The organism is Pseudoalteromonas rubra, from assembly GCF_005887115.1.
GTDB classification, from domain to species: domain Bacteria; phylum Pseudomonadota; class Gammaproteobacteria; order Enterobacterales; family Alteromonadaceae; genus Pseudoalteromonas; species Pseudoalteromonas rubra_F.
Genome location: NZ_PNCJ01000056.1, coordinates 44,919 through 71,478, shown reverse-complemented (window position 1 = coordinate 71,478; position 26,560 = coordinate 44,919). Strand labels below are relative to the sequence as shown.

Genomic DNA, 26,560 nt, shown 5'->3' with positions numbered 1-26,560 from the left:
TGTATGGTACATTGGAGACAATCTACCATCAGTCCAGCTGGTTTGACCGTAACAGCAGCGAAATGGGTATCAATGTGAGCCTCGCCTATCGGTTCTAACCCAACCCTATGTACCTGTATTAAAGTGCAGATAGATACATTCAGCGAGATAAGGTTTTGCTGCCTGGTCTCGCTGAATGACCACGATTTTTCAAAATACCTTCTTGCTTTATCCTAAAAAGCTCATCCACATAGACACCTTGTCGGCAGATAGCTTTGCCATTTGCGTGCTCAAAAGTGGGCTCAGGAAACGCTTCCTTTGCATATACCTCATTATACATCACTGTACTATATTCGATTACCGGGCTAAATTTTATATTCTCCAATGGCTTAGAATTAACTGCTTGTTCGTATTCAAAAGGAGCACCGCAATAGGCCCAGCCCCCCGCTTGTGTCTTGTAAACATCAAAGTACTGGTACTTCTCGTGGTATATTTTCCCGTCATGCTCTGAGACAAATAACAGTACATACTTATACTTTGCAAACGCAGGAGTGCCGTAGTGATCGTAGGCTTCAAACGAGATTACGTCGGAATTAAACTCCCCATGGACTTTCTCCAGGACTTTGTATTTCGCTATGAAAGCGCGATCCATGTGGATCACATCGTCGCTCACATTGGGCTCAAACTGATAGAAGTCCACCTGCTCCCCAACAAATGCAAATATGCCGCTTTCACTCTTTATGCTTGCAGTGGCAAACACGTCGAGAGAAATCAGCAATAGGGTAGTAAATAGTATTCTCAATCTATGACTCCTGATGACCAGTAATCGTTTAATGATAAGAGCACGAGGTTCAGACCATACCCGAAGCAGTAGCCCCCTCACTCCAAAACGTTTAATTATCAAAAAGAACAATAACCTATCACCAGCTCATCAAGGGCTCAAGCCAATTCAGAACACAAAAAAGCCGCTTAGGTTTCCCTAAACGGCTTTTTCAATGCATACCTTGAGCTTAGTTGAACAGCGCAGTCGCCTTAGCAACCACATTCTCAACCGTGAAGCCGAAGTGCTTGAACAGTTCAGCCGCAGGCGCCGACTCACCAAAGGTGCTCATGCCAACAACCGCGCCGTTCAGGCCAACATACTTGTACCAGTAGTCTTCAATACCTGCTTCAATCGCAACACGACGTGTTACCGCGGCTGGCAGTACTGACTCTTTGTACTCAGCAGATTGTGCATCAAATACATCGGTAGATGGCATCGACACTACGCGTACGCGCTTACCACTGTCACGAAGTTGTGCCGCAGCTTCTACTGCCAGCTGCACTTCTGAACCCGTTGCAATCAGGATAAGCTCTGGCTCACCGTCACAGCTCAGTACGTAACCACCTTGTTTAATAGCTGCAACCTGTTCGTCGCTACGCGCTTGTTGCTCAAGCCCCTGGCGGGTAAATACCAGTGACGTCGGGCCGTCTTTACGCTCAATGGCCTGCTGCCAGGCAACCGCAGATTCCACCTGGTCGCACGGGCGCCAGTTAACCAGGTTGGGGGTCATACGCATGCTTGCCAGCTGTTCAACCGGTTGGTGAGTTGGGCCATCTTCACCCAGACCAATTGAATCGTGGGTATAAACAAAGATACTCGGTTGCTTCATCAGTGCAGCCATACGTACTGCGTTACGTGCGTATTCCATGAACATCAGGAAGGTTGCACCGTAAGGGATGAAGCCTTTGTGCAAAGCAATACCATTCATAATGGCCGACATACCGAATTCACGTACACCGTAGAAAATGTAGTTGCCTGATGCATCGTCTGCTGTCAGGCCTTTTGAGCCATCCCACAAAGTCAGGTTAGAACCCGCCAAGTCCGCAGAGCCGCCCATAAACTCAGGCAACAAAGGACCAAATGCATTCAGTGCATTTTGTGACGCTTTACGGGTTGCCGGGTTGGCAGGGTTGGCCTGTAGCTGTGCAATGTACTCAGCACTTTTCTGTGCCCAGTCAGCAGGTAACTCACCTTTAGTACGGCGCTCAAATTCCGCCGCCAGTTCAGGGTAATGCATCTGGTATTCTGTGAACTTAACCAGCCACTCGCTCTGAATTTGCTGACCATGTGCAGCAGCATCCCATTTTGCGTAAACAGATTCAGGGATTTCAAACGCCTCATGCTCCCAGCCAAGGAACTCGCGTGCCGCTTTGATTTCGTCGTCACCCAGAGGTGCACCGTGACAATCATGGCTGCCCGACTTATTTGGAGAGCCATAACCAATCACAGTTTTACAACAAATAAGCGTTGGCTTGTCTGATTCTGCGCGTGCCGCTTCAATAGCCGCTGTGATTGCATCACTATCGTGGCCGTCGACATCCGCAATGACGTGCCAGCCATAGGCTTCAAAACGCTTCGGCGTGTCGTCGCTGAACCAGCCTTCAACTTCACCGTCAATTGAGATGCCATTGTCATCCCAAAATGCGATCAGTTTACCCAGACCTAAGGTGCCAGCCAGTGAACAAGCTTCGTGAGAAATACCTTCCATCAAACAGCCATCACCAAGGAAAGCATACGTGTAGTGATTTACAATATCGTACTCGTCGCGGTTAAACTGAGCTGCCAGCGCTTTTTCCGCAATTGCCATACCGACGGCATTCGTAATGCCCTGCCCTAACGGACCTGTAGTCGTTTCAATACCAGGTGCATAGCCATACTCTGGGTGACCTGGCGTTTTTGAATGCATCTGACGGAAGTTTTTCAGTTCATCAATAGACAGATCATAGCCAGACAAATGCAACAGAGAATAAATGAGCATGGAACCATGGCCATTTGATAATACAAAGCGGTCACGATCAACCCAATCAGGATTATTGGGATTATGCTTTAAATAATCGCGCCACAATACCTCTGCGATATCGGCCATACCCATTGGGGCACCCGGGTGACCGGATTTGGCCTTTTGAACTGCGTCCATGGACAGAACGCGTATGGCATTTGCAAGTTCTTTGCGAGATGGCATGAAGTCTCCTACCTTTTATGTCTTTTGAGTGGCAAATCTGTACCTATAATACCCGTGTAGCGACGTTGTCATGTGTGCCTGATGTGAGGCAACTTAAAGTGTGACACGTCAAAGCAGCGGGTAACTCGATTAGAAAATTGGTCCCCATTCTTACCTATTAGGGTAACCACTGCAATTAAAAATCAATGAAATATCGGACTACTCACGGACTTTTTTACTGCGTTTTTTGCAAAGGTCTAAAATTAGACGTCTAGGCGTAAAAAAGCTATGCAGCCGTGCGTGTTTTCGATAATATATCGCTCTGATTTTTTCGCGCTATTCCTGTAGTTTGTGAAGCGCAATATTTGTGAGCATAAATACAATGGCAAAACATTTATTTACTTCTGAATCTGTTTCTGAGGGTCATCCGGATAAAATCGCCGATCAGATCTCTGATGCGGTACTAGATGCTATCCTTGAGCAAGATCCAAAAGCACGTGTTGCGTGTGAAACTTACGTTAAAACCGGTATGGTCATGGTCGGTGGTGAAATCACTACCAGCGCCTGGGTTGATATCGAAGAATTAACGCGTAAAACGGTACGTGAAATCGGCTACACCCACTCAGACATGGGTTTTGACGCGGACTCATGTGCAATCCTGAACACCATTGGTAAGCAGTCTCCTGATATCAATCAGGGTGTTGACCGTACTCGCCCTGAAGAACAAGGTGCGGGTGACCAGGGTCTGATGTTTGGTTACGCTTGTAACGAAACAGATGTTTTAATGCCTGCACCAATTACTTATTCACACCGTCTGGTTCAACGTCAGGCGCAAGTACGTAAAGATGGCACTTTGCCGTGGTTACGCCCTGATGCTAAGTCTCAGGTTACTTTTGCCTATGAAAATGGTAAAGCAGTTGGTATTGATGCCGTTGTTTTGTCAACTCAACACTGTGACTCAGTGTCTCAGGATGATCTGGTAGAAGCGGTGATGGAAACCATCATTAAGCCGGTACTGCCAGCTGAACTTATCACTGAAGCGACTAAGTTCTTCATCAACCCAACTGGCCGTTTCGTTATCGGTGGCCCTATGGGTGACTGTGGTCTGACTGGTCGTAAAATCATCGTAGATACCTACGGTGGTATGGCTCGTCACGGTGGTGGCGCGTTCTCTGGTAAAGATCCATCAAAAGTTGACCGTTCAGCCGCATATGCAGCACGCTATGTTGCTAAGAACATTGTTGCAGCTGGTCTTGCTGACAAATGTGAGATCCAGGTGTCATATGCAATTGGTGTTGCAGAGCCAACCTCTATCAGTGTTGAAACCTTCGGCACAGGTAAACTGGAAGAAGCCCGCCTGATCGATTTGATCCGCGAACACTTTGACCTGCGCCCATATGGCCTGATCACTATGCTGGACCTTGAGCGTCCAATCTACCAGCCTACTGCGGCTTACGGCCACTTCGGTCGTAACGAGTTCCCTTGGGAAGCAACAGACAAAGCTGAAGCGCTTAAAGCAGCTGCTGGTTTATAATTGTAAACCATGATTTACAGAAAAGGCGCCTTAAGGCGCCTTTTGTTTAGAAATTCAAAATAGTTAATTCCCGGATATCAAAAACTCTTCAATATCTTCTTTTATATCCACGTATTCATCGTCATGAATATTTAATACAATCATCACCTTATCTTTAAAAGCATGCCAGTCTGCACAGTTACGAAAGTATTTACCTTCGAAGGCGAGATTTTCAGCTAACTTAAGAATGGCAAAAGCTTGCTGCTCACTCTCCTCATGTTCTTCATCCAAATACAGGGGATCATGATGACGCAATATGATCTGACACATTGCCTTAGGAATATTCCATGAGCTGGCCAGGTAGTAACCCACCACGGCATGGTTGGTCGGATACAGCTGCTCCTCATAACAGGCAAGCGTATATTCAGGTCGCTGTATAGCACGAGTCATGACTTCCTTATAATTGTCATAGCGCATGGCCATTGCGGGTATACCGGCATCATGGAACAAGCCAAGCAACTGTAAATTTTCAACCGGTACATTAGCGCGCACTCGCTTGCCAATCAGCATGGCTATCTGAGAGATATCAATGGCATTGTCCCAAAAGCGCTCTAACGAGATACAGCACAGGCTCTGATCAAATGCCTCCTTCAACAAGTAGCCCGTGACAATCTGGGTAATACTATTAAGACCCAAAAACATCACGGCCTGTTTGATGTCCGACACCGTTCTTGACATGCCATAGGCAGGGGAATTTATGACTTTTAACACAGCAGCAGAGGTTGCAACATCCTGAGAAATGATATTAGCAACACGATTGAGCTCTGGTTCTTCACTATTGAGTTCATTCTGGATGTGCTCCAGAATTTCAGGCTTTGCTGGCAGATTAAACCCGGAGCGTAACTCCGCCAGTGTTTTTTCATCGATATTGAGCATAACAGCAAGTACGTCAGGCTAGTGTGCTTTTAGTGTAGACGATATATACGCGATGATCATTCGAACGGGCAGGTATTTCCGGGTGTAAGGGCCCAGGACTCCTTGCTGTCCGGGCGCGCCTGCAATAAAGCATATAGCGTGTTAAACGAAGCCCGAGTATTGCGCAGTGCAACTTTATCAGTAAACCACTGTGGTGCCTTGCCCTGAATATCAGCCGAGATTTGATAATCAATATACACTGCATTATCTTGCTCCGTCAGTAGCCATTGCACCATGACTGGCTGAATACGAATCACGCCCGGCTCTGCCGGGTACTCGGTGACGGAACGTATCTTCAATATGTAGCTTTCTTCGGATAACTGCAGCAAACAGGCATGTGTCACCATGTCTCGTTTACGAAGCGGCCAGGGTAAATCAAAGTGGGTCAGAACGCGTGTCTGATTAGCAGCAGGGCGCGATAAAATCGCCACTGTACTGACGTGTTTCACCCATAAAGGAACGCTTTCGGTATCACTTAGTAGGTTGATCACAGATTTTGCACTAATTCCCGGCCACCTGCCGGTTACACGTATTTTCAGAGGTTGCTCAGATGGCTTATGGTAAGTGATGGACAGTAGCGCTGAATGATACCATGGCTGCCAGAGCTCTGGTGTCTGTTTACTGTGACCAGGCATCGCATAAGCGGCCAGCCACAGCAGCACACACAGACAGGCTAAACCTGACTTATCACCAGTAAGGTTCACTGTTTAACGATGCCTGACGACTTTGCTCCATTGCACTAACGAGAAAGTCGGCTTTTTGTTGCAACCAGACTAAAATGTCCTGCAACGCCTCATTGGGCTGGCCCTCGCACAGCTGGCGCAAATAGAACAAAGTTTCAAGTTCATAAATGCCGTAAACAATATCAACCCATGGCGCTCTGAATGCCTGACGGGTTTCTTTATCGTATAGTTTGCCCAAACAATGACCGCTAAGTAGCATGTTTTCCAGCGGCTGACGACACGCCAGATAGTCCTTAACTGTCATGGCACTGTCTGCCGGGAACAGCGTTGTTAGTTTATTCCAGTCGTGGTCGTAAGCACGCTTAGCCAACGCCCCAACCGGGCTTTGTGCAGCTGTTATCGCATTTTGATCCCAGTTTTTACGCCAGGACTTGTCCAGTAGCCAACGGGTAAGCGCCAGAATCAAACGGTTATATCGCGAGCAATGGAACAAATCTTCAATATCTGTCACCGTGGGCTGCACGTCTTTCATATCCGTGATCACCTGAGCCAGCTCTGGCGCATTGGAGATCCGCTTATAATAGGCGTGGCGCTTTGAGGTATAGGTTTTCAGATGAATGGCATTCTCCACCCAACCTAATTCTGACAGCAGCCACTTAAGCTCCTTACGCAAAAACTCCGTCGAAGACTTATCGACAAACTCTTCAAAGAGCCAGAATGCGTGCCGGATCAGGCTGATCCCATCTATCACACGTTTGAGTGTTTTCAGACTCGGAGAGTCCAGGTAACACTGTTCATGCTTTTGGACAAACTGAATACCATGGTTGACCGTAGCTATCAGCGCCTGTTCTTGTGAGCAGCCTCTGGGCAATTTGATGACACCCAGAGTTTTGTTTGCCTTCAGAGGCTTAGCGTCGGCAAGACGATAACCTCTGGCCGCTTTCGAATACAACCCTAGACGCAATCCTATGTGCTGTAACAAGTGATCAGCCAGCAGGAACAGGTCATTTTTATCGCCTTCCACAAGCTCGATCTCAAGCTCAGAAATAGGCTCAACCGACCCTTGTGCACTGATCTCGCCTTTATCAAGGACAACTTCAATTTCACTGCCAGCTTCGGTTTCAATCAACCAGGTACGGCGGATAAAATTAGTACTGAAGATCGGGAATAAATTACTGGCAATCGATTCAAGCTGTACGCCCATAGGCCAAATACTGCTGTCAAAGGCGTGAATATCAGGTCGACTGCCCTGGATTGGTAAATTGTATTCAGGACGTTGATGTAATCCCCCTACCACTTCACCGGCCAGCTTTATCGTCTGTTCGCACTCGTCGTCATTACAGCGCGTACGCAAACCTATATCTAATGCACGTAGCTCCCGGCTGGGAGTGTCAAAATAAGCATTTTTTAGATTTTTAGCAGGTTTATTGCTGACTTTTTTAGCAAACTGGGTAATTAGGGCTGGGATCAGCGGAACTTCATTGTCTGAAACCAAAAATTTCAGTTCTATCTCAGTGTCCATCAGGAGTGTGATTTACCTATGTAATTTTAGAACCCACAAAATATACAAAGGGTCCGCACTTTGCAAACCTTTTAATAATTATTAGCGCATTATCACCACCATTACCAACCGGTTCAGTGAATTACAGGTGTAAACAAGAGCACACACAAGGTCACGTCTCGCCACATTCACACGCAAAAAACGACCTGCAAGCGAATTATGGACAAAACCTGCCCCTTGCCTTTGTGCCGGGAAATCCCTACTATTTTGGTAACTTTATATAGATATCAATATTTAAGGCCTGCGAATGCTGAAAAATATCGCTTTGCCGCTGCTGCTGTCTGTGCTGTCTATGAGCGCAATGGCGGAGCAAACCGACCTGCAAGATGAGCCGACCGCGGCGCAGTCAGCAACCGACAACAACGGTTATATTGTCGATGACTTATACCTGTTCATGCACACCGGCCCGGGCAAGAATTATCGTATTCTAGGCTCGGTAGAAGCGGGTACCCCGATCACTATCCTAAATACAGAGCAGGACGACTTTATTCAGATAAAAGATGACAAAGACCGTGAAGGCTGGGTCGAGAGTCAGTTTGTCACCTCTGAGCCGGGGTTACGCCAGAGGCTTGAAAGTGCTAACCAGGCGTTGAGTGATCACAATGTGCAGCTCAATACCTTACAGAGCAGAATCCCACAGCTTGAGCAGGCCAACTTACAGCTGCAACAAGACAATACAGCGCTCAAAAGCAACATCACCGAACTGGAACAAGCCCTGGAAGCTCAGGTACAGGCAAGCCGCAATAAGGCGCAAACAGAGCAGCACATGCTGCTGAGCTATGGTGGCGGAATTGGTTTTGCAGGCATTTTAATAGGCGTGATACTCACCCTGGTGCTGTCAAGACGTAAGCGCTACGACGGTTGGGCGTAAAAGCCGCAATAAAATATATGCATAAAAAAAGGCCTTATCGGCCTTTTTTTATTACTTTCATTCTACTGCGAGCAGCTCTACCTCGAAGATAAGCAACGACCCCGGTGCAATTTTCCCGGCCGCCCTGTCTCCGTAGCCCAGATCCGGGCCGATAAAAAAGCGAAACTTATCACCCACAGTCATCAATTGCACGCCCTCAGTCCAGCCCGGTATAACCTGGTTCAGGCCAAAACTGATAGACTCACCGCGCACCACGGAGCTGTCGAACACAGAGCCATCCAGTAAAGTACCATGATAATGTACGGTTACTTTGTCTGTCGCGCTCGGATGCTCAGTCCCGTTGCCTTTGTTTAACACTTCATATTGCAAACCCGACTCGGTCGTGGTGATCCCTGGTTTCTGGCCGTTTTGCGCCAGAAACTCTGCCGCCTCAATACGGTTACCTGCCGCCGCCTGTTTTTGCTGTTTGCCGTTTTTAAAAATCAGCCAGCCTAATAAGACGATGACCAGCACAAGGATAATATTGGTTGTTGACATAGTGACTACCTAAATTATGAATGATCTTTTTCTTGCTCGTTTGGCGCTTCGCCCTCGGCGTCTTTATCGTCGCCATTCACCACATCGGCGATTTGCTGCAAACGGGCCAGTGCCAGTGCATTGATACTCTGCTGCGGATACTCGCCATTGGTAAGCGCCCCGGCTTCACGTTGCATCAGCAAAGACAGCGCCTCGTCGACTGTTGCGACCGCGAAAATGTGGAAGCGACCTTGCTGAGCCGCCGCCAGCACTTCGTCATCCAGCACCAGGTTGATCAGGTTAGAACGAGGGATGATCACACCCTGCTTCCCCGTCAGGCCGCGCATTTTACACAGCTTAAAGAAGCCTTCGATTTTTTCATTCACGCCACCGACGGCCTGCACCTCACCGTGCTGGTTAATGGAGCCCGTCAGCGCCAGTGACTGGTCGATAGGCAGCTGAGTAATGGCAGAAATAAGGCCACACAGCTCCGCCAGCGACGCGCTGTCACCGTCAATAAAGCCATAACTTTGTTCAATCGCAATGTTAGCACTCAGCGTCAGGCTAAAGTTCTGCGCATATTTATTGCCCAGGTAACCGGTCAGCAGCATAACCCCTTTAGAGTGGATCGACTTACCTAACTCGGCTTCACGTTCCACGTCTATCACCCCATCGGCGCCGGCATACACAGTCGCGGTGATCCGCGCCGGCGTACCAAAGGCGGTATCGCCGATATGCAGCACCGTCAGACCGTTCACTTTACCGACTGCCTCACCGTCAGTGGCAATCAAAGTATGGCCTTCTTCAATATCACTGAGCATGTTCTCACTGAGCTGGCCGGTGCGATATTGCTTACCCACGATGGCTTCGTCGATATGCGGCGCATCAATTTCGCTGAGCCCGTCCTGCTTGGCGTAATAACTCGCTTCTGCCACCAGCTCAAGTACATCCGCAAAACGTGCCGAGAGTTTGTTCTGATGTTCAGCCTGGCGATAACTGAACTTCAGCAAACGCGCCAGTGCTTCGCCCGTTAAGGTACACTTAAGTGTCTGCTCGCAGTACTCCTGCACTTTAGTAACAAATTGATATTGCAGCCGATCGCTGTCGGGCAAATAGTAATCAAAATCAGCCAGCACCCGGAACAACTCACCAAACTCTTCGTCGTACTCGCCTATGGTGTAATACAAGTCACGGGAGCCTAACAGAATGATCTTCACATCCAGGGGGATCAGCTGAGGTTTAAGGGTAAAACTGCTGCCGACTGAGCTGTCCTGATAAGGTAAATCGTTTTTGATCTGGTGCGTCTTTAAAGACAGTTTGAGCCCGTCCCAGACCTGCGCATTGGCCAGCACTTTGTCGGCGTCCATGATCAGGTAACCGCCGTTGGCACGGTGCAGTGCTCCCGGCTGAATAGAGCGATAACTGGTGATCAAGGTGCCGTGCGCATTCGCATACTCGATTTTGCCAAAGATGTTACCAAAGGTCGGGTTAGGCTCGTACACCACCGGTGCCGCCTGCCCTTCTTTGAACTCCACCAGAATATTCGGGGCAAAGAAATCACTCAGCATGCCCTTAGCATCAAAGTCATCTTTATTCTCATCTCCCGCAGCACTGTCATCGTCCAGCCAGTCGAGTACGGCATCGACAATTTCTACCCGCAAGTCTTTCAAATAGCGGATCACCCCAATATGACTGGCATACTTGTGTTCCAGCGCTTTGAGCAATGGCTTAGTCGCCAGCTCTATGGTGGTTTTCTTCAGCTCGCGCAGCTTCTCTGATGATTCGCGCTTCCAGCGTGGCAACTCAATCAGTGCTTCAATCAGGCAATCTTCGAGCTTTTCAATGGCATCAAAAAAGTGTTCCTGCACGGCCTCTTCCAGTGCCATAAACTCGGCGTCATCAAGCGCTTTGCCATCCACCACAGGGGCAAAACTCACCACCCCTTTTTCTTCCATCATGGCAACGCTTTTCTTCGCAGCCAGCTCTTCCACCGCGCTCAGGGCGGCGTTGTATTTATTGTCAAAGTCTCTGTCGAGCGATTTTTTCTTGCGCTGGTAACCGGGGTTATCAAAGGCCGCAGGAAACGTATCGACCACTTCATCTAAGAAGGAATCAATGTCATCAGCCAGTACTTTGCTCTCGCCCGCCTGCATAAACAAGGCAATAGGTTCTCTGTGGTCGTCGTAGTTATTGACATACAACCATTCTTTGGGTGTGGGGCGGGTTTTGCAGTGTGCTTCGAGTTTGTCTTTGACCATAGTAAAGCGCCCGGTTGCCGCTTCGCCCATGACAAATACGTTGTAACCCGGCAGCTCCATGCCCAGCGCGAAATCAAGCGCACTTTGCGCCCGGTTCTGGCCGATAAAAGGCAAAGGATCCGGATAGGGGTTTTGCATGCAGGTGGAGATGTGTGGCAAAGACACACTCGGAGCCAGCTGTTCGCTGCTCAAAGGCTTAATGGTTTTCGTCATTCCTAACTTCTTTCTCTTGGCCGGCCGCGCGACACTTGCACACGGGGCTGTGATTAAGGGGTAAGTGCCTTACGAGCAAACTCACCGTGCCCACATTCGCTGCACGACGGAATTTCCAACGCATAATAGACATTCGTTTTATGGCCGCAATTTTTACACACTAATTGCCCCAATGCTATCCATTCCCCTTGTTTGTAGATGCCATCGTGTTGAAAGTCTTGTACTAATGCCTGCCATTCAAGCTGCGTGCGGTCCTCCAGCTGAGCCAGTTCGAACATCACACTGGCCTTAAGCTCCTCCCAGGCTACATCGTCATAATGGTCTTTGTGTTCGCTCAGGTGAGCCAGGTCGCGTTTGAGATAATAGCGATAATCGGCCAATTTATCTTTGGACAGCTGCTTCAGCGCTTGCTGAGCGTCCATAAACTCTTTGACCAGCTTTTTAAGCTCATGCTCTTTGACGTCTTTCAGCCACACTGAAAAGTCATCCAGCCAGCGTTTGTAATCTGCCATGTTTACCTCCCGACTCAGGCTATTTTGCAAGGTATTTACTCTGCCTTTGTCTCAGTATAGTCCAGCTGACGTCACAGTCCTGAAACAAATCACCACCACAGCGCCAATTTACGCTGATAATTCCGCTTTGAAGCGCTGTGATCAGCGCGTTTTTTCGGGTATGCTATCGGCAATTTTCTAATTAGTTTGCAAGAAGTCTGGAAACGTCAATGCAAGAGCAATACAACCCGCAAGAAATCGAACCCAAAGTTCAGTCCCATTGGGAACAAAACAACAGCTTCAAAGTTGTTGAAGACGAATCAAAAGAGAAATACTACTGTCTGTCTATGTTTCCTTACCCAAGTGGTCGTCTCCACATGGGTCACGTTCGTAACTACACCATAGGTGATGTGGTCTCGCGTTTCCAACGACTCCAAGGCAAAAACGTGATGCAACCTATGGGTTGGGACGCATTTGGCCTGCCTGCAGAAAATGCCGCAATTAAAAACAATACGGCGCCGGCTAAGTGGACTTACGAGAACATCGATTACATGCGCAATCAGTTAAAGCTGCTTGGTTTTGGCTATGACTGGGATCGTGAAATCGCGACCTGTCACCCGGATTACTACAAGTGGGAACAGTGGTTCTTCACTAAGTTGTACGAAAAGGGCCTGGTCTACAAAAAAATGTCAACGGTAAACTGGGATCCAGTTGACCAGACGGTACTGGCCAACGAGCAGGTCATTGACGGCCGTGGCTGGCGTTCAGGTGCCATCGTTGAGCAAAAAGAAATTCCACAGTGGTTTATTAAGATCACTGACTACGCGCAGGAGCTGCTGGACGATCTCGACCAGCTTGAGCACTGGCCTGAGCAGGTGAAAACCATGCAGCGTAACTGGATCGGTCGTTCAGAAGGTCTGGAGATCGACTTCAAACGCGCCGACAACGACGAGCAATTCACGGTTTACACGACTCGCCCGGATACCTTTATGGGTGTGACTTACGTGGCCGTAGCTGCGGGTCACCCGATCGCTCAGGAAGCGGCGAAAAACAACGCCGACATTGCCGCGTTTGTTGAAGAGTGCAAAAACACCAAAGTCGCCGAAGCCGACATGGCCACCATGGACAAAAAAGGCATCGCGACTGGTTTTTACGCTATCCACCCGCTTACCGGTAAACAGGTTCCAATCTGGGTTGCTAACTTTGTACTGATGGATTACGGCTCAGGTGCCGTCATGGCCGTACCTGGTCACGACCAGCGCGACTACGAATTTGCCAGCGCTTACGGTCTGGAAATCAAGCAAGTGATTGCCCCGGCTGGCGACAGCGAACTAGAAGCAAACCTGGATGAAGCCGCATTTACTGAAAAAGGCGTGTTAATCAACTCAGGTGAGTTTGATGGCCTGGACTTTGAAGGGGCTTTCAACGCCATTGCCGACAAGCTGGAAGGCATCAATGCCGGTAAACGCAAAGTCAACTTCCGCCTGCGCGACTGGGGTGTGAGCCGTCAGCGTTACTGGGGTTCTCCAATCCCGATGCTGAACAAAGCAGACGGCAGTGAGCTGGCAGCCAGCGAAGACATGCTACCGGTCCGCCTACCAGAAGACGTGGTAATGGATGGCGTAACCTCGCCAATCAAATCCGATCCTGAGTGGGCCAAGGCAACCGTTAACGGTGAGCAGGTCTTCCACGAAACAGATACCTTTGACACCTTTATGGAGTCATCCTGGTACTACGCGCGCTACTGCAGCCCACGTTACGATGAAGGCATGTTAGAGCCGGGCGCAGCAAACTACTGGCTACCGGTTAACCAGTACATTGGTGGTATTGAGCACGCCATCCTGCACCTGTTGTATGCGCGTTTCTTCCACAAACTGCTGCGCGATTTTGGCCTGGTTAATTCCAGCGAGCCATTCGAGCGCCTGCTGTGTCAGGGCATGGTACTGGCAGAGACTTACTACCGCAAAGATGAAAAAGGCGGTGATATCTGGATCTCACCTACCGACGTAGAAACCGAGACCGACGACAAAGGTCGCATCACTAAGGCGTGGCACAAAGACGACGGTGAGCCGGTGTTCTCTGCGGGCATGAGCAAGATGTCTAAGTCAAAGAACAACGGTATCGACCCACAAGTTGTTATTAAGCAATACGGTGCTGACACCGTGCGCTTGTTTATGATGTTTACTGCGCCACCAGAGCAGACGCTGGAATGGTCTGACTCAGGCGTTGAAGGCGCGCACCGTTTCTTACGTCGGGTCTGGAAATTTGCTGTCGATGTAAAAGCCGCCGGTACTGCCGAGCTGGATCTGAACGCACTGAGCAGCGCACAGAAGACATTGCGCCGTGAGATCCACAAGACCATCGCGAAAGTAACCGATGATGTTGAGCGTCGTCAGACCTTCAACACCGCCATTGCGGCTATCATGGAGCTGTCGAACAAGCTGGCCAAAGCACCGCTGAAAGACACGCAGGACATCGCACTGGCCAACGAAGCGCTGGAAGCCATGATCATCATGCTGGCGCCAATCACCCCGCACCTGTCTCATGAGCTGTGGGAGCAACTTGGCAAGCAAGGCGATATCTTAGATGCACGCTGGCCACAGGTTGACGCGGGCGCTTTGGTTGAAGACGAGAAACTGATCGTGGTTCAGGTCAATGGTAAGCTGCGCACGAAACTAACCGTAGCAGCCGATGCAACCCAGGAGCAGATTGAAGCACTGGCGTTTGCCGACGAGAACGTACTTAAGTTTACCGACGGTAAAACCATACGTAAGAAAATCTACGTACCAGGTAAACTGTTCAATGTGGTAGCCAACTAATGGCTACCCTGCTGAATACACCTTTATTCAGTATGACAAGACGCTGGCATGTTATTATGCTGGCGTTGTTTGCCTGTGTGGCGCTGTCAGGCTGTGGGTTTCAGTTAAAGAAGGCCTCTTATTTACCTGAAGATCTGAGGAGCTTGTACCTAAGCGGCAATGATTCCAAGTCGGCTTTGTACAACAGCCTGAAACAAGAACTCAGACGTGCTCAGGTCAAATTACTGCCGTCACCAAAACTGAGCAATGGTCAGGATGCGGTTGAACTTCACCTATACCGGGACTCGCTCGAACGTCAGACTCTCAGCCTGTTTAAAAATGGACAGGTGGCACAATATGAGCTGGCTTATAGCGTCCGTTACCGCCTCACTCGTCCGGGCCTGGAGCCTGTCGAGCAGGAGTTCGAGCTATACCGCAATTATCAGGATGATCCGGACAATGCGCTGGGCAAGTCTCAGGAGCGGGAGATTATTCTCAGTGAACTGCGCCAGCTGGCCAGCCGTCGTATTATTCGCGAATTGTCTCAACTCTAATGCGTTGTTATGCAAATCAATTAGCAGGCCAGCTAAAACAGGGCCTGCACCCGTTTTATCTGATCTTTGGTGAAGAGCCTTTTCAGGAAGCCCAGTGCGTCACCTCAGTGCGTCAGGTTGCCAAAAATCAGGGATTCGATGAAGTCATCAAATTCAGTCTGTTACCCGGATTTGACTGGCAAGAGCTGGTGAATCAATACAACAGCATGTCACTGTTCAGTGCGAAAACACTCATCGAATTTGATCTCAACCAGCAAAAGCCGACGACACAGGGTGTCAACATTCTTAAAGAGTTGGCTGCACACCCAAATCCAGACGTGATTTTAATTCTCAAAGGCGCTAAAGCCGCACAGGAGATTCAGCGCAGTGCCTGGTTTAAGGCGCTGGATAAGCAAGGCCTGTTTGTTCCCTGCTATGCACTAACAGGTTATCACTTGCAGCGCTGGCTGGATGATGAGTGTAAACGGCTCAAGCTGAATTTACATAATGATGCCAAACGTAGCCTGTTGCAGGCAACCGAGGGGAACTTACTGGCAACGCATCAGGAGCTGGAAAAGCTATCGCTGCTGTATAAGAACGCCCCCATCGATCAGGAAAAGCTACTCAGCGGCCTGCTTAATCAGGCGAAATTCGACATCTTTGACCTCAATGATGGATTACTGCGCGGTAACCCTCGCACGCTGATCAAGGTACTGAACAAACTAGCACACGATAACGTAGAGCCGGCAAGTATTGCCTGGACACTACACAATCAAGCCCAGTTGCTGTTAAACCTTAAACACCTGATTCAGGCAGGTACGCCAACGCCCGATGCGTTTAAAAAGTACAATGTCTGGAAAAATCAACAGCAAAACACCCAACAGGCACTCGACAGACTCAATACCGCTCAGCTGGAGCAGCTGCTTATACTGCTGGCTGAATTCGACTCTGCCTACAAGCGTAATATTTTAGTTGCGCCCTATCAGGCACTGGCGCACATCGCACTGAGTTTTTGTCAGTCGTTGCCGTTCTCTTTGCCCTATCAGGAGCAGCTATGATAGCGCTGTTCGGTGGCACTTTCGATCCGGTCCATCTGGGCCACATCAATATGGCCACAGAGTGTGCCAATACACTGGGCTTATCTGAGTTACGTTTTCTGCCCAACGCTCTGCCTGTGCATAAACAAGGCCCGGCGGTCAGTACAGACGACAGACTGGCTATGTTGCAGCTGGCCACAGCCAGCGACCCAAGATTTACCATAGATCGCCGAGAACTCGAACGTGACACGCCTTCATACTCTTTGCTCACTCTGCAGGAGGTAAAAGCCGAGCATCCGCAGTGCACAATCATGTTTTTAATGGGAATGGACTCTTTCAATAGCCTGGACAAATGGTATCGCTGGCAGGAAATTATCACGCTGTGTCATATCGTGGTGTACCAAAGACCGGGGGATGCCTTTGCGCCGTCGGAAGCATTACAGGATTATCTGACACACGCGCGTTGTACAGAGCCCGCCCAACTTGCCACTGAACCCGGCGGTCTGTGCTATTTTTTACCGGGCCAGCCATTTGAGGCTGCGTCCAGTACCATCAGAAACGCGATAAAGCGCCGCCAAGTGGTTGAACCTTGGCTGAATAAGACAGTCCTAGACTATATTCAGGCACACCAATTGTACCTAAGCAGTAGCGACAACCCGTAACCCAACGCGCGGTGGATACACAGACTTGAGTTTCCCCCTGCTAACCGTGTTACAATTGCCGCTTATTTGTAGCAAAGAGACAGAGATTTGGATTCAAAACAACTACTAGATTTTGCATTAGACAAAGTCGATGATATGAAAGCCCGCGATATTGTTCACCTTGATGTAAGAAATACCTCTTCCGTCACCGATTATATGGTTATCTGCTCTGGTAATTCCAAGCGTCATGTGCAATCCATTGCCGATCATGTCGCCAAAGAAGCCCGTCATGCAGGTGAAACACCATTAGGGCATGAAGGTCAGGATACGGGTGAATGGGTGTTGGTAGATTTGGGTGATGTGGTGGTGCATGTCATGCAGGATCAGACCCGCGATTTCTACGACCTAGAAAAACTCTGGGGTTAATGTGAAGATCCAGCTCATTGCAGTCGGCACCAAAATGCCTGGCTGGGTTGAAACCGGCTTCCAGGAATATCAGCGGCGTTTCCCTAAAGATATGCCGCTGGAGCTGATTGAGATCTCCGCCGGCAAGCGGGGCAAAAACGCCGATATCAAACGCATTTTGCAGCAAGAAGGGGAAAAAACCCTGGCCGCTATTCCTAAAGGCAATCGCATTGTCACGCTGGAAGTCACGGGCAAACCCTGGGACACCCACCAGCTGGCCAGTAATATGGAAAAGTGGCAACTGGATGGCCGTGATGTCAGCTTGCTGATAGGCGGACCTGAAGGCCTGGCACCGGAATGTATCGCCGCTTCTGAGCAAAAATGGTCATTGTCTAATCTGACACTCCCCCACCCGCTGGTGCGCATTGTGGTGGCAGAAAGCCTGTATCGTGGCTGGAGTTTAAATAACAACCATCCTTATCACAGGGAATAGTCACCATTATGCTCAATCACAGGCCGACGATCCGCGACCACAGCGCAGAAGCAAACCTGTTTGCGCGTCGCGCCTTTATTGGCTTTGTCTTCGTGGTGACCCTGATAGGTATTTTGTTGCACAATGTCTACAAGTTACAAGTCACTGAGCACGAGACCTATCAGACCCGCTCTAACGATAACCGGATTAAAGTCATTCCGGTCGCCCCTAACCGCGGGTTAATCTATGACCGCAATGGCATTATCCTGGCCGAAAACCGTCCGGTTTATAACCTGGAAGTGATCCCTGAGGACGTAGATGACCTGGAAACCGCACTGACCCAGGTGCGCACCCTCATCGACATCAGCGACCAGCAGGTCGAAGAGTTTCGCAAAGACATTCGTCACAATCGTCGCTTTAAAAGCCAGATCCTCAAAGGCCGGTTGAACGAACAAGAGGTGGCCACCTTTTCGGTCAACCAGCATAAATTCCCGGGCTTCAGTATTGAGGCACGGCTGGCTCGTTATTACCCCTATGGCGATACCCTTACCCATGCGCTGGGTTATGTTGCCAAGCTTAATAAAAAAGAGCTCGCCGAGCTGGAGTCTGAGGGTAATGCCAGCAACTATCGCGCAACCCGGGATATCGGCAAACTTGGCATAGAAAAGTTTTATGAGTCACGCCTGCACGGCGTGGTCGGCTCACAGCGCGTTGAGGTCAACAACCGTGGCCGGATCATTCGCACCCTGAGCGTTGAGCCACCGCAGCCCGGTGAAGATCTGGTCCTGACCATGGATATTGGCTTACAGCAAATAGCCCAAAAAGAGCTCGAAGGTGTCCGTGGTGCCATTGTGGTGCTCGACCCCAAAGACGGCGGGGTGCTGGCCATGTACTCCAACCCCAGCTACGACCCAAATCTGTTTGTCCACGGGATCAGCAGCAAGGACTACCGTGAATTACTCAACCCCGACAGGCCGCTGATCAACCGCGTCACCCAGGGCCGCTATGCGCCGGCCTCCACGGTTAAGCCCCATCTGGCTATTCTGGCACTGGAAGAAGAGCTGGTCACAGAGCAAACCAAACTTTGGGACCCGGGATTTTTTCAGATCCCCAACGTCGATCACCGCTGGCGTGACTGGAAGCGCTGGGGACATGGCCACGTGGATGTGTACAAAGCCATTGAAGAGTCCTGCGATACCTATTTTTACCATACCGCTTATCAGCTTGGTATCACCAAGATCAGTAACTTTATGAGCCAGTTTGGTTTTGGTGACCTCTCAGGCATCGATATCCATGAAGAAACCTCTGCCATCATGCCCACCACAGACTGGAAGCGCCAGCGCTTCAGAGAAAACTGGTGGCCCGGCGACACCATTTCCGTCGGCATTGGGCAGGGTTACTGGACCGCCACCCCAATTCAGATTGCCAATGCGGTGTCTATTTTGGTTAACAAAGGCGCCCACCGGCCACCACATCTGGCTCAGGTTGCTCGCCATGACAATGAAGTCACGCAAATGTATACCGATGAAAAGCCGCCCGTGGTACTAAAAAACCCGGATCACTGGCGTATAGCTCTGGAGGCCATGCACAACACGGTATATAAAACCACCGGCACGGCCCACAAAGCATTCAAAGGGGCAACCTATGATCCGGCCGGTAAAACCGGTACCGCACAAATCGTCAGTATTGCCCAGGGCGAAGAATACGACGCTGAAAAATTGCAGGAGCGGCACAGAGATAACGCCATTTACACCGGGTTCGCACCGTATAACGACCCGCGTATTGTGGTTGCCATTGTGGTTGAAAACCAAGGCGGTGGCTCAGCTATCGCTGCGCCCATCGCACGGCGCCTGATGGACTATTATTTTGCCACTTACCCCAGTGACACGGAGGGACAATGAGTCCGTTGAATCAACAACGCACCATCTGGCAACGACTACATATCGACCTGCCACTGCTGCTTGCCATGCTGGCGATGATGGTTGGCAGTATCACCATAGTCTACAGTGCCAGTGGTCAGGATATGGACATGGTGGTGCGCCACAGCAAACGTATGTTTGCCGCCTTTGCGGCTATGCTGTTGGTGGCCCAACTGTCGCCCAATACCTTAAAAAGGCTGGTGTTTCCTATGTACACCGTTGGCCTGCTAATGCTGATTGCCGTGTTGTTTGTCGGGGTCAGCAGTAAAGGCGCGCAGCGCTGGCTGGATCTGGGCATTACCCGTTTTCAGCCATCCGAGATCATGAAAGTTGCCGTGCCTATGATGGTTGCCTGGTACATTGGTCGCCACCATATGCCGCCGCGTTTTATCCACATTATTGTTGGCTTTGCGATTGTGCTGGTGCCAACTTTGCTCATCAAGGAGCAACCCGACCTGGGTACCTCTATCCTCATCGCCAGCTCAGGGATATTTGTGCTGTTTCTTGGCGGGTTGAGCTGGAAACTGATTGGCTCTGGTATGCTACTTGCTGTGCCCGGTGGCTTTGCGCTGTGGCACTTTGGTATGCACGCTTATCAAAAACAACGGGTACTGACCTTTTTAGACCCGGAAAGTGACCCGCTCGGCTCTGGCTATCACATCATACAATCAAAAATTGCCATCGGCTCCGGCGGCATTGAGGGTAAGGGCTGGCTGCAGGGCACCCAGTCGCAACTGGAATTTTTGCCCGAGCGTCATACTGACTTCATTTTTTCCGTGTTAAGTGAAGAATTCGGACTCACCGGTGTGGTGATTTTACTGAGCCTGTATTTGTTTATTATTGGCCGGGGACTCTATGTTGCCGTAAACGCGCAGGATGCCTTCAGTAAACTGCTGGCCGGCGCACTGACACTGACCTTTTTCGTATATATTTTTGTTAATATCGGCATGGTCTCGGGCCTGCTCCCTGTCGTTGGGGTGCCACTGCCGTTGATCAGCTATGGCGGCACCTCCATGGTGACCCTGATGGCCGGATTTGGCATTATCATGTCGATAGCCACAGATAAGAGGATGTTATTGAAGTGATCAAGAGGACGTTTAAACAAGCTGCACTCCTGGGCTTTGTTGTCGTATTAAGCGCCTGTAGCAGTCGCTATCATGTGAAGCAGGACAAAGCCCCGTTGCGCGCGCCCACTGCACTGGAAATGCAGGACGCCTTGGTGACCAGCGAAGCCAAAAGTGTCAGCGCGGGTCGTCCGTACGAGGTGTTGGGTAAACGGTATACGCCCATGTTGGATGAAAAAGGCTATCAGGCACAAGGGACCGCGTCCTGGTATGGACATAAATTCCATGGCTACTACACCTCTAATGGCGAGGTGTTTAACATGTTTGACATGACCGCCGCACACAAGACACTGCCGTTACCGAGCTTTGTGCGCGTCACCAATGTCGAAAATGGCAAAAGCGCCATTGTCAGGGTCAATGACCGTGGGCCGTTTCATGATGACCGGCTGATTGACTTATCTTATGCCGCCGCCTATAAACTGGGCTTTCATCGCCAGGGTACAGCACAGGTTAAGATAGAAGCCCTTACCATAGCGCGCGATACGCCCAGGCTAACTTATGTGCAGGTTGCCGCCGCCAGTAACATCGAAAATGTACAGGCGCTGGCCAGTACTTTGTCACAGCAATTTCAGCTAGGCACACCCATTGCCTTTGAGGACAATTTATACAAGCTAAGACTTGGCCCGATCACCGACGATAATACCGCGCAGAAACTCTTAGAAACCTTGCGCCAGGGAGAATTTAATCGCGCCTTCTTGCTTTACACAGAACATGAACTTTAAAATATTCAGTAATGACATTTAAACATGCCGATCAACAACCAAAAAGCGAGCATAATGACAGTTTTCAAACCTAAATTTATTAAACACTTAGTGGGCGCCGTGTGTTCGTTCACCCTGTTTTCGGCCAGTGCGCAGATCTTGCCTTCACCACCTCAGATTGGTGCCAAGGGCTATTTCCTGGTGGATTTTACAACCGGTAAAGTCATTGCCGAGGGTAACCCGGACACCAAACTGGCTCCGGCGAGCTTAACCAAAATGATGACCAGCTATGTGATTGGTACCGAGCTGCTGGCTGGGAACATTTCTAACGACGACATGGTGACCATCAGTGAAAAGGCCTGGGCGAAGAACTTCCCGGAATCTTCCAAGATGTTTATCGAAGTGGGTAAACAGGTCAGTGTTAAAGACCTCAACTACGGTGTGATTATCCAGTCGGGCAACGACGCCTGTGTCGCCATGGCAGAGCATATCGCGGGCAGCGAAAGCGCCTTTACCGATCTGATGAATGCCCATGCCGAAAAACTGGGCATGAGCAACTCGCATTTTGCTAACAGTCACGGTCTGGACAGTACAGAGCAGTACACCACGCCAAGAGACATGGCGACTCTGGGCGCTGCGCTTATTCGTGATGTGCCGGAAGAATACGCCATCTACAAAGAGAAGTCGTTCACCTTTAATGGCATTAAGCAGTACAACCGTAATTCTCTGCTGTGGGATGCCAGCCTGGACGTCGACGGGATTAAAACCGGTCACACCTCAGAAGCCGGCTACAGCCTAGTAACCTCAGCCACTAAAGGCGATATGCGCCTGATCGCTGTGGTCATGGGCACAGCCAGCGAGCGCGCCCGTAAGGTAGAGAGTAAAAAGCTCCTGAACTATGGTTTCCGCTTCTTCGAAACCATTACCCCTTATAAAGCAGGCGACAGCTTTGCCGACCAACGGATCTGGATGGGTAACAAAGAAACGGTATCACTGGGGATTGCCGAAGATACACCGATCACCATTCCGCGTGGTCAGCGTAAAAACCTCAAAGCCCATTTCGAGCTGGATAAGACCCTCGAAGCGCCACTGGCGAAAGGCAGCAAGGTAGGTACTTTATTCTTGCAACTGGAAGGCGAGGACATCGCTCAGTATCCATTAGTCACACTTGAAGAAATCGAAGAAGGTAGCTTCTTCAGCAAGATTTACGACTACTTACGTTTACAGATCATGCAATAACCCCGTTTTTAGTGGGCTTATAATCAGAAACGCCTCTCACCGGAGGCGTTTTTTTTTGCCGCAAAAATGCTAGAATGCCCGCCAAGATATGTAGTGTGCCAGGGTCTGTTCAGGCCCAGCCAAGTAGTGAGGATACCGTTGTGGTAACACCTGTAAAAAATACTAAGTTTGACGAGTACTTAGAGTTCCCTTGCCCATTTACCTTCAAGATCATGGGTCTGGCGAACGTCAACCTGACCGATCAGGTTGTGGCAAAGATGCAAACTTTGGCACCTGGTGACTATGCACCTAAAACTAAGCCAAGCAGCAAAGGCAACTATGAATCCGTCACCCTGGTTGCCACTGTGACGTCTAAAGAGCACATCGAGCAGATCTACACTGAGATAGGTTCACTTCCAGACGTCCGTTACGTGCTTTAAGGCGTAAGACTGATATGAGCAACCGCAGTATCATAGTTCGTCAGCTGGGCCGTCAGGCCTATGAGCCAATCTGGCAAAAAATGCAGTCGTTTACCGACACCCGTGATGATAACAGCCCGGATGAGATCTGGTTGGTTGAACACGAGCCGGTCTTTACTCAGGGTCAGGCTGGCAAAGCCGAGCATCTGTTGGCACCTGGTGATATTCCGGTCGTTAAGGTCGATAGAGGTGGCCAGGTCACCTACCATGGCCCGGGCCAGCAGATGATGTATGTGCTGTTTAACCTGCGTCGCCTGAAAATTGGGGTGCGCGAGCTGGTTACCTGGCTCGAAGAAACCATCATTGACATGCTTAAAGACCATGGCATTGAAGCTTATGCCAAACCAGATGCACCGGGTGTTTATGTCAATGGTGCCAAAATCGCCTCTTTGGGGCTGCGGGTCCGCCGGGGTTGCTCATTTCATGGTCTGGCGCTGAACGTCAACATGGATATGAGTCCATTTTTACGCATCAACCCGTGTGGCTATGCCGGCATGGAAATGGTGCAAACCAGTCAACTTAATGGCCCTGCTACGCTTACTGAGGCGGGCAATGGCCTGGTAGAACATATGCTCAAGCGCCTCGCGGCCGAGCAGGTTATACACACCCAGGGGTTTGAAAACGAATGAGTAAACCAGTGAAAATTGAGCCAGGGGTAAAGCTCCGAGACGCAGAAAAAATGGCGTTGATCCCGGTTAAAGTAATGCCAACCGAGCGCGATGAAATGCTGCGTAAACCGGACTGGCTGAAGATCCGTCTGCCAAAATCCAGCGAGCGTATTGATGGCATCAAACAGGCAATGCGCAAGCATGGTCTGCACTCCGTCTGTGAAGAAGCCTCATGCCCTAACCTGTCAGAGTGTTTTAACCACGGTACGGCCACCTTTATGATTTTGGGTGCCATCTGTACCCGTCGTTGCCCATTCTGTGACGTGGCACACGGTCGCCCACTCAAGCCAGATGCAGCAGAGCCAGAAAAACTGGCACTCACCATCAAAGACATGAAACTAAAATACGTGGTGATCACGTCGGTTGACCGTGATGATCTGCGTGACGGTGGTGCCCAGCATTTTGCCGACTGTATTCGCGAGATTCGCAAACACAACCCGGGGATTACCATTGAGATCCTGGTACCAGATTTCCGTGGCCGGATGGACCGCGCACTGGAGATCTTAACCGAGACACCACCAGATGTGTTTAACCACAACCTGGAAACCGCACCACGCCTTTACAAAATGGCGCGCCCGGGTGCCGACTACAAATGGTCACTAGAGCTGTTACGCCGCTTTAAAGAAGCGCATCCGGAGGTGAAAACCAAGTCTGGCCTGATGGTCGGTCTGGGTGAAGAAATGTCAGAAATCGAAGAAGTACTGCGCGACCTGCGTGAGCATAACGTCGACATGCTAACCGTCGGTCAATATCTGGCACCATCTAAGCATCACCTGCCAGTAAAACGCTACGTGCCACCCGCGGAATTCGATGCACTGAAAGAGTACGCCGACGAAATTGGCTTCAGCCACGCCGCCTGCGGCCCGTTCGTACGTTCCAGCTATCACGCTGATCAGCAAGCTGCGGGTAAAGAAGTGAAGTAATACTGACACAGCATAAGAAAAACGCGACCTGAGTGTCGCGTTTTTTATTCATGTAGGCAACCCATCCCTGCCAGTTTCAAAGCACATACCGCTATACACATAAAAACCAACTTTGAATCAGCAATAAGCATACTTTTCAACCCCTTGAAAATACATTTCTTTATTTTATATACGTGTTTCCTTACCTACTCTGACTCTGTCAAAACCAGAAGCAGTCTGCTGTCAGCGCTAAATCAATAAAAAATCAGTGCAAAGTCAGGCATCACAAACCAAACACGTTACTGTGAGACGGCTTCATCTTACTCAGACCACATAGCATCAGAAAAACAAGGAACAACCATGCACGCTGTCTATCGTATATTTCCTCTGTTACTCGTCGGGTTAACAACCAGCTACAGCAGTAACGCACACAGTCAGGCACCTGCTTTCAAAGGGCCATATCTAGGTCAACTCTCTCCCGGGCTAACACCGCGTGCCTTTGCGCCAGGCGTGATTGCAACAGACACCCACCTCGAAACAGAAGTGTTGTTTTTACCAGATATGACCGAACTCACATTTACTCGCTCTGGGGGAGAATACGGACAAAGCACCCTGCTTGCCATGCAATACAGAAATGATGCCTGGCACTGGAAGTCAATTCCTGCAGGAAAGACAAAAGCCTACCAATCGCGCTTTAGCCCGCCAGTCTCTGAAATCAAGAAAATCGCGCCATTCAAAGGTATTCCTGTCATTGGTTACACTCGGTCTGCCACCGATACTATTTATTTCTATGTGTTGAACTTTGATGACGGTAGCGGACATTTGAGCTACTCACGCAAAATCAATGGCAGGTATGAAACACCGGTAAAAATGAGCAACGCCGTTAATCAAGGTAAGTACATTGCCCACCCTTTTATTGCCCCTGATGAATCCTACCTCATGTGGGATGCTGAAAAAGACGGCGAAAACACGCCCGATATCTTCATAAGCTTCCGCCAACCAGATGGCAGCTGGGGAGAAGCCATCAATATGGGCGACAAAATAAATACCCCACTGTACGAGCAGCGCCCGAAGGTGACGCCGGATGGTAAGTACCTGTTCTTCTGGCGCGGTGATGTAAAAACAAAACAAGACGGCAGCCGCTATGTTGTGGGAAGTCCCTACTGGGTGGATGCGCACGTCATTGAGCAGTTAAGACCAAAGCTATAAAACGGCATAGCTCTGATACCAAGCCGCTAAATGCCAGAGGCAGCCTGAAAGAAATCTCAGTGATGGCCAAAGTGAAGGAGTTCACTAAAGCCTCAGTCAAAACCGTTGAAGACATTGACGCTGAGTTATTGGTCAGTAACTCACAGTACGAAATCAATAACTTCCGCGTATCGGCCACCGCGGGGGTCACCGCAGGTATGACGCTGGATATTCACTTTGTGAAGAATCAGGGTGCCAAAGAAATCGCCCAGCATGCCTCTCGATTCCTGATTGTTCATAACCCGGATACAGGCAGCAAAATTCAGGTACCCAGAAGTGCACTGGTGAACAAAGAAATTGCCAAAATCAAAGATCCAAAAACAGAAGCCATTTTAACCATCAACGCCAAAACAGGTGCAATTCTGGGGTAA

General features: G+C 49.7%; 25 protein-coding genes. 17 read left to right on the top strand and 8 right to left on the bottom strand.

Features of this window, described 5'->3' with window-relative positions:
- Nucleotides 1–139 precede the first annotated feature (139 nt).
- Nucleotides 140–781: a hypothetical protein gene (locus CWB98_RS22810; RefSeq protein WP_138546888.1), complete on the bottom strand. Its 642-nt coding sequence runs from the start codon at nt 779–781 to the stop codon at nt 140–142.
- Nucleotides 782–989: 208 nt separating this feature from the next.
- Complete coding sequence (tkt, locus tag CWB98_RS22805) at nt 990–2,984, bottom strand: transketolase (RefSeq protein WP_138546887.1); 1,995 nt, start codon at nt 2,982–2,984, stop codon at nt 990–992.
- A gap of 361 nt (nt 2,985–3,345) precedes the next feature.
- Here tkt and metK point away from each other — a divergent pair, with 361 nt between their 5' ends.
- Nucleotides 3,346–4,497, top strand: coding sequence for a methionine adenosyltransferase (gene metK, locus CWB98_RS22800; RefSeq protein WP_125716201.1), 1,152 nt, complete (start codon nt 3,346–3,348; stop codon nt 4,495–4,497).
- A gap of 63 nt (nt 4,498–4,560) precedes the next feature.
- Here metK and CWB98_RS22795 read toward each other — a convergent pair whose 3' ends face one another.
- The 3 genes from CWB98_RS22795 to CWB98_RS22785 are packed head-to-tail and all read right to left on the bottom strand — an operon-like array spanning nt 4,561 to nt 7,656.
- A complete protein-coding gene (locus CWB98_RS22795) occupies nt 4,561–5,412 on the bottom strand; it encodes an HDOD domain-containing protein (protein WP_138546886.1) in 852 nt (283 codons plus the stop codon).
- Between the two features lie 56 nt (nt 5,413–5,468).
- Nucleotides 5,469–6,155, bottom strand: a complete 687-nt coding sequence (locus CWB98_RS22790) for an START domain-containing protein (protein ID WP_138546885.1) — start codon at nt 6,153–6,155, stop codon at nt 5,469–5,471.
- Nucleotides 6,139–7,656: a CYTH and CHAD domain-containing protein gene (locus tag CWB98_RS22785; RefSeq protein WP_138546884.1), complete on the bottom strand. Its 1,518-nt coding sequence runs from the start codon at nt 7,654–7,656 to the stop codon at nt 6,139–6,141. Before CWB98_RS22785 ends, CWB98_RS22790 begins: the two co-directional genes overlap by 17 nt.
- Nucleotides 7,657–7,942: 286 nt before the next feature.
- Here CWB98_RS22785 and CWB98_RS22780 point away from each other — a divergent pair, with 286 nt between their 5' ends.
- On the top strand, nt 7,943–8,566 hold the full coding sequence (locus tag CWB98_RS22780; RefSeq protein ID WP_171045729.1) for a TIGR04211 family SH3 domain-containing protein: 624 nt from the start codon (nt 7,943–7,945) through the stop codon (nt 8,564–8,566).
- 57 nt (nt 8,567–8,623) lie between these two features.
- Here CWB98_RS22780 and CWB98_RS22775 read toward each other — a convergent pair whose 3' ends face one another.
- Genes CWB98_RS22775 through CWB98_RS22765 form a run of 3 tightly spaced genes read right to left on the bottom strand, consistent with a single transcriptional unit; the run spans nt 8,624 to nt 12,065 of the window.
- Nucleotides 8,624–9,103, bottom strand: coding sequence for an FKBP-type peptidyl-prolyl cis-trans isomerase (locus CWB98_RS22775; protein ID WP_138546883.1), 480 nt, complete (start codon nt 9,101–9,103; stop codon nt 8,624–8,626).
- Between the two features lie 14 nt (nt 9,104–9,117).
- Entirely contained in the window at nt 9,118–11,553 is a 2,436-nt protein-coding gene (locus tag CWB98_RS22770) for a Lon protease family protein (protein ID WP_138546882.1), read from the bottom strand.
- 53 nt (nt 11,554–11,606) lie between these two features.
- On the bottom strand, nt 11,607–12,065 hold the full coding sequence (locus tag CWB98_RS22765) for a zinc ribbon-containing protein (RefSeq protein WP_138546881.1): 459 nt from the start codon (nt 12,063–12,065) through the stop codon (nt 11,607–11,609).
- 209 nt (nt 12,066–12,274) lie between these two features.
- Here CWB98_RS22765 and leuS point away from each other — a divergent pair, with 209 nt between their 5' ends.
- The 15 genes from leuS to CWB98_RS22690 all read left to right on the top strand — a co-directional run bounded on the left by leuS (nt 12,275) and on the right by CWB98_RS22690 (nt 26,560).
- Nucleotides 12,275–14,863 (top strand): leucine--tRNA ligase, encoded by a 2,589-nt coding sequence (gene leuS / locus CWB98_RS22760; RefSeq protein WP_138546880.1) that lies wholly within the window; start codon nt 12,275–12,277, stop codon nt 14,861–14,863.
- 32 nt (nt 14,864–14,895) lie between these two features.
- Nucleotides 14,896–15,396, top strand: coding sequence for an LPS assembly lipoprotein LptE (gene lptE, locus CWB98_RS22755; RefSeq protein WP_138546892.1), 501 nt, complete (start codon nt 14,896–14,898; stop codon nt 15,394–15,396).
- Nucleotides 15,396–16,433, top strand: a complete 1,038-nt coding sequence (holA, locus tag CWB98_RS22750; RefSeq protein ID WP_138546879.1) for a DNA polymerase III subunit delta — start codon at nt 15,396–15,398, stop codon at nt 16,431–16,433. Before lptE ends, holA begins: the two co-directional genes overlap by 1 nt.
- Nucleotides 16,430–17,074: a nicotinate-nucleotide adenylyltransferase gene (nadD, locus tag CWB98_RS22745; RefSeq protein WP_138546878.1), complete on the top strand. Its 645-nt coding sequence runs from the start codon at nt 16,430–16,432 to the stop codon at nt 17,072–17,074. Before holA ends, nadD begins: the two co-directional genes overlap by 4 nt.
- An 87-nt stretch (nt 17,075–17,161) precedes the next feature.
- Nucleotides 17,162–17,479, top strand: a complete 318-nt coding sequence (gene rsfS / locus CWB98_RS22740) for a ribosome silencing factor (RefSeq protein WP_046004194.1) — start codon at nt 17,162–17,164, stop codon at nt 17,477–17,479.
- 1 nt (nt 17,480) lies between these two features.
- Nucleotides 17,481–17,951: a 23S rRNA (pseudouridine(1915)-N(3))-methyltransferase RlmH gene (rlmH, locus tag CWB98_RS22735; protein WP_046004195.1), complete on the top strand. Its 471-nt coding sequence runs from the start codon at nt 17,481–17,483 to the stop codon at nt 17,949–17,951.
- An 8-nt stretch (nt 17,952–17,959) separates the two neighbouring features.
- Nucleotides 17,960–19,831, top strand: a complete 1,872-nt coding sequence (gene mrdA / locus CWB98_RS22730) for a penicillin-binding protein 2 (RefSeq protein WP_138546877.1) — start codon at nt 17,960–17,962, stop codon at nt 19,829–19,831.
- Nucleotides 19,828–20,934 carry a rod shape-determining protein RodA gene (gene rodA, locus CWB98_RS22725; protein ID WP_054014213.1) on the top strand — a complete coding sequence of 369 codons (1,107 nt, stop codon included), beginning with the start codon at nt 19,828–19,830 and terminating at the stop codon, nt 20,932–20,934. The genes mrdA and rodA overlap by 4 nt, the downstream gene beginning before the upstream one ends.
- The gene (locus tag CWB98_RS22720; RefSeq protein ID WP_432765899.1) at nt 20,934–21,695 is read left to right on the top strand and encodes a septal ring lytic transglycosylase RlpA family protein; all 762 of its coding nucleotides are present in this window, start codon (nt 20,934–20,936) and stop codon (nt 21,693–21,695) included. Before rodA ends, CWB98_RS22720 begins: the two co-directional genes overlap by 1 nt.
- A gap of 54 nt (nt 21,696–21,749) precedes the next feature.
- Nucleotides 21,750–22,913: a serine hydrolase gene (locus tag CWB98_RS22715; RefSeq protein WP_138546875.1), complete on the top strand. Its 1,164-nt coding sequence runs from the start codon at nt 21,750–21,752 to the stop codon at nt 22,911–22,913.
- Between the two features lie 140 nt (nt 22,914–23,053).
- A complete protein-coding gene (ybeD, locus tag CWB98_RS22710) occupies nt 23,054–23,332 on the top strand; it encodes a DUF493 family protein YbeD (RefSeq protein ID WP_040644649.1) in 279 nt (92 codons plus the stop codon).
- A 14-nt stretch (nt 23,333–23,346) separates the two neighbouring features.
- Nucleotides 23,347–24,000: a lipoyl(octanoyl) transferase LipB gene (lipB, locus tag CWB98_RS22705; protein WP_138546874.1), complete on the top strand. Its 654-nt coding sequence runs from the start codon at nt 23,347–23,349 to the stop codon at nt 23,998–24,000.
- Nucleotides 23,997–24,962 carry a lipoyl synthase gene (lipA, locus tag CWB98_RS22700; protein ID WP_046004199.1) on the top strand — a complete coding sequence of 322 codons (966 nt, stop codon included), beginning with the start codon at nt 23,997–23,999 and terminating at the stop codon, nt 24,960–24,962. Before lipB ends, lipA begins: the two co-directional genes overlap by 4 nt.
- A 339-nt stretch (nt 24,963–25,301) precedes the next feature.
- The gene (locus tag CWB98_RS22695) at nt 25,302–26,150 is read left to right on the top strand and encodes a hypothetical protein (RefSeq protein WP_138546873.1); all 849 of its coding nucleotides are present in this window, start codon (nt 25,302–25,304) and stop codon (nt 26,148–26,150) included.
- Nucleotides 26,151–26,212: 62 nt separating this feature from the next.
- Nucleotides 26,213–26,560 carry a hypothetical protein gene (locus CWB98_RS22690; RefSeq protein ID WP_138546872.1) on the top strand — a complete coding sequence of 116 codons (348 nt, stop codon included), beginning with the start codon at nt 26,213–26,215 and terminating at the stop codon, nt 26,558–26,560.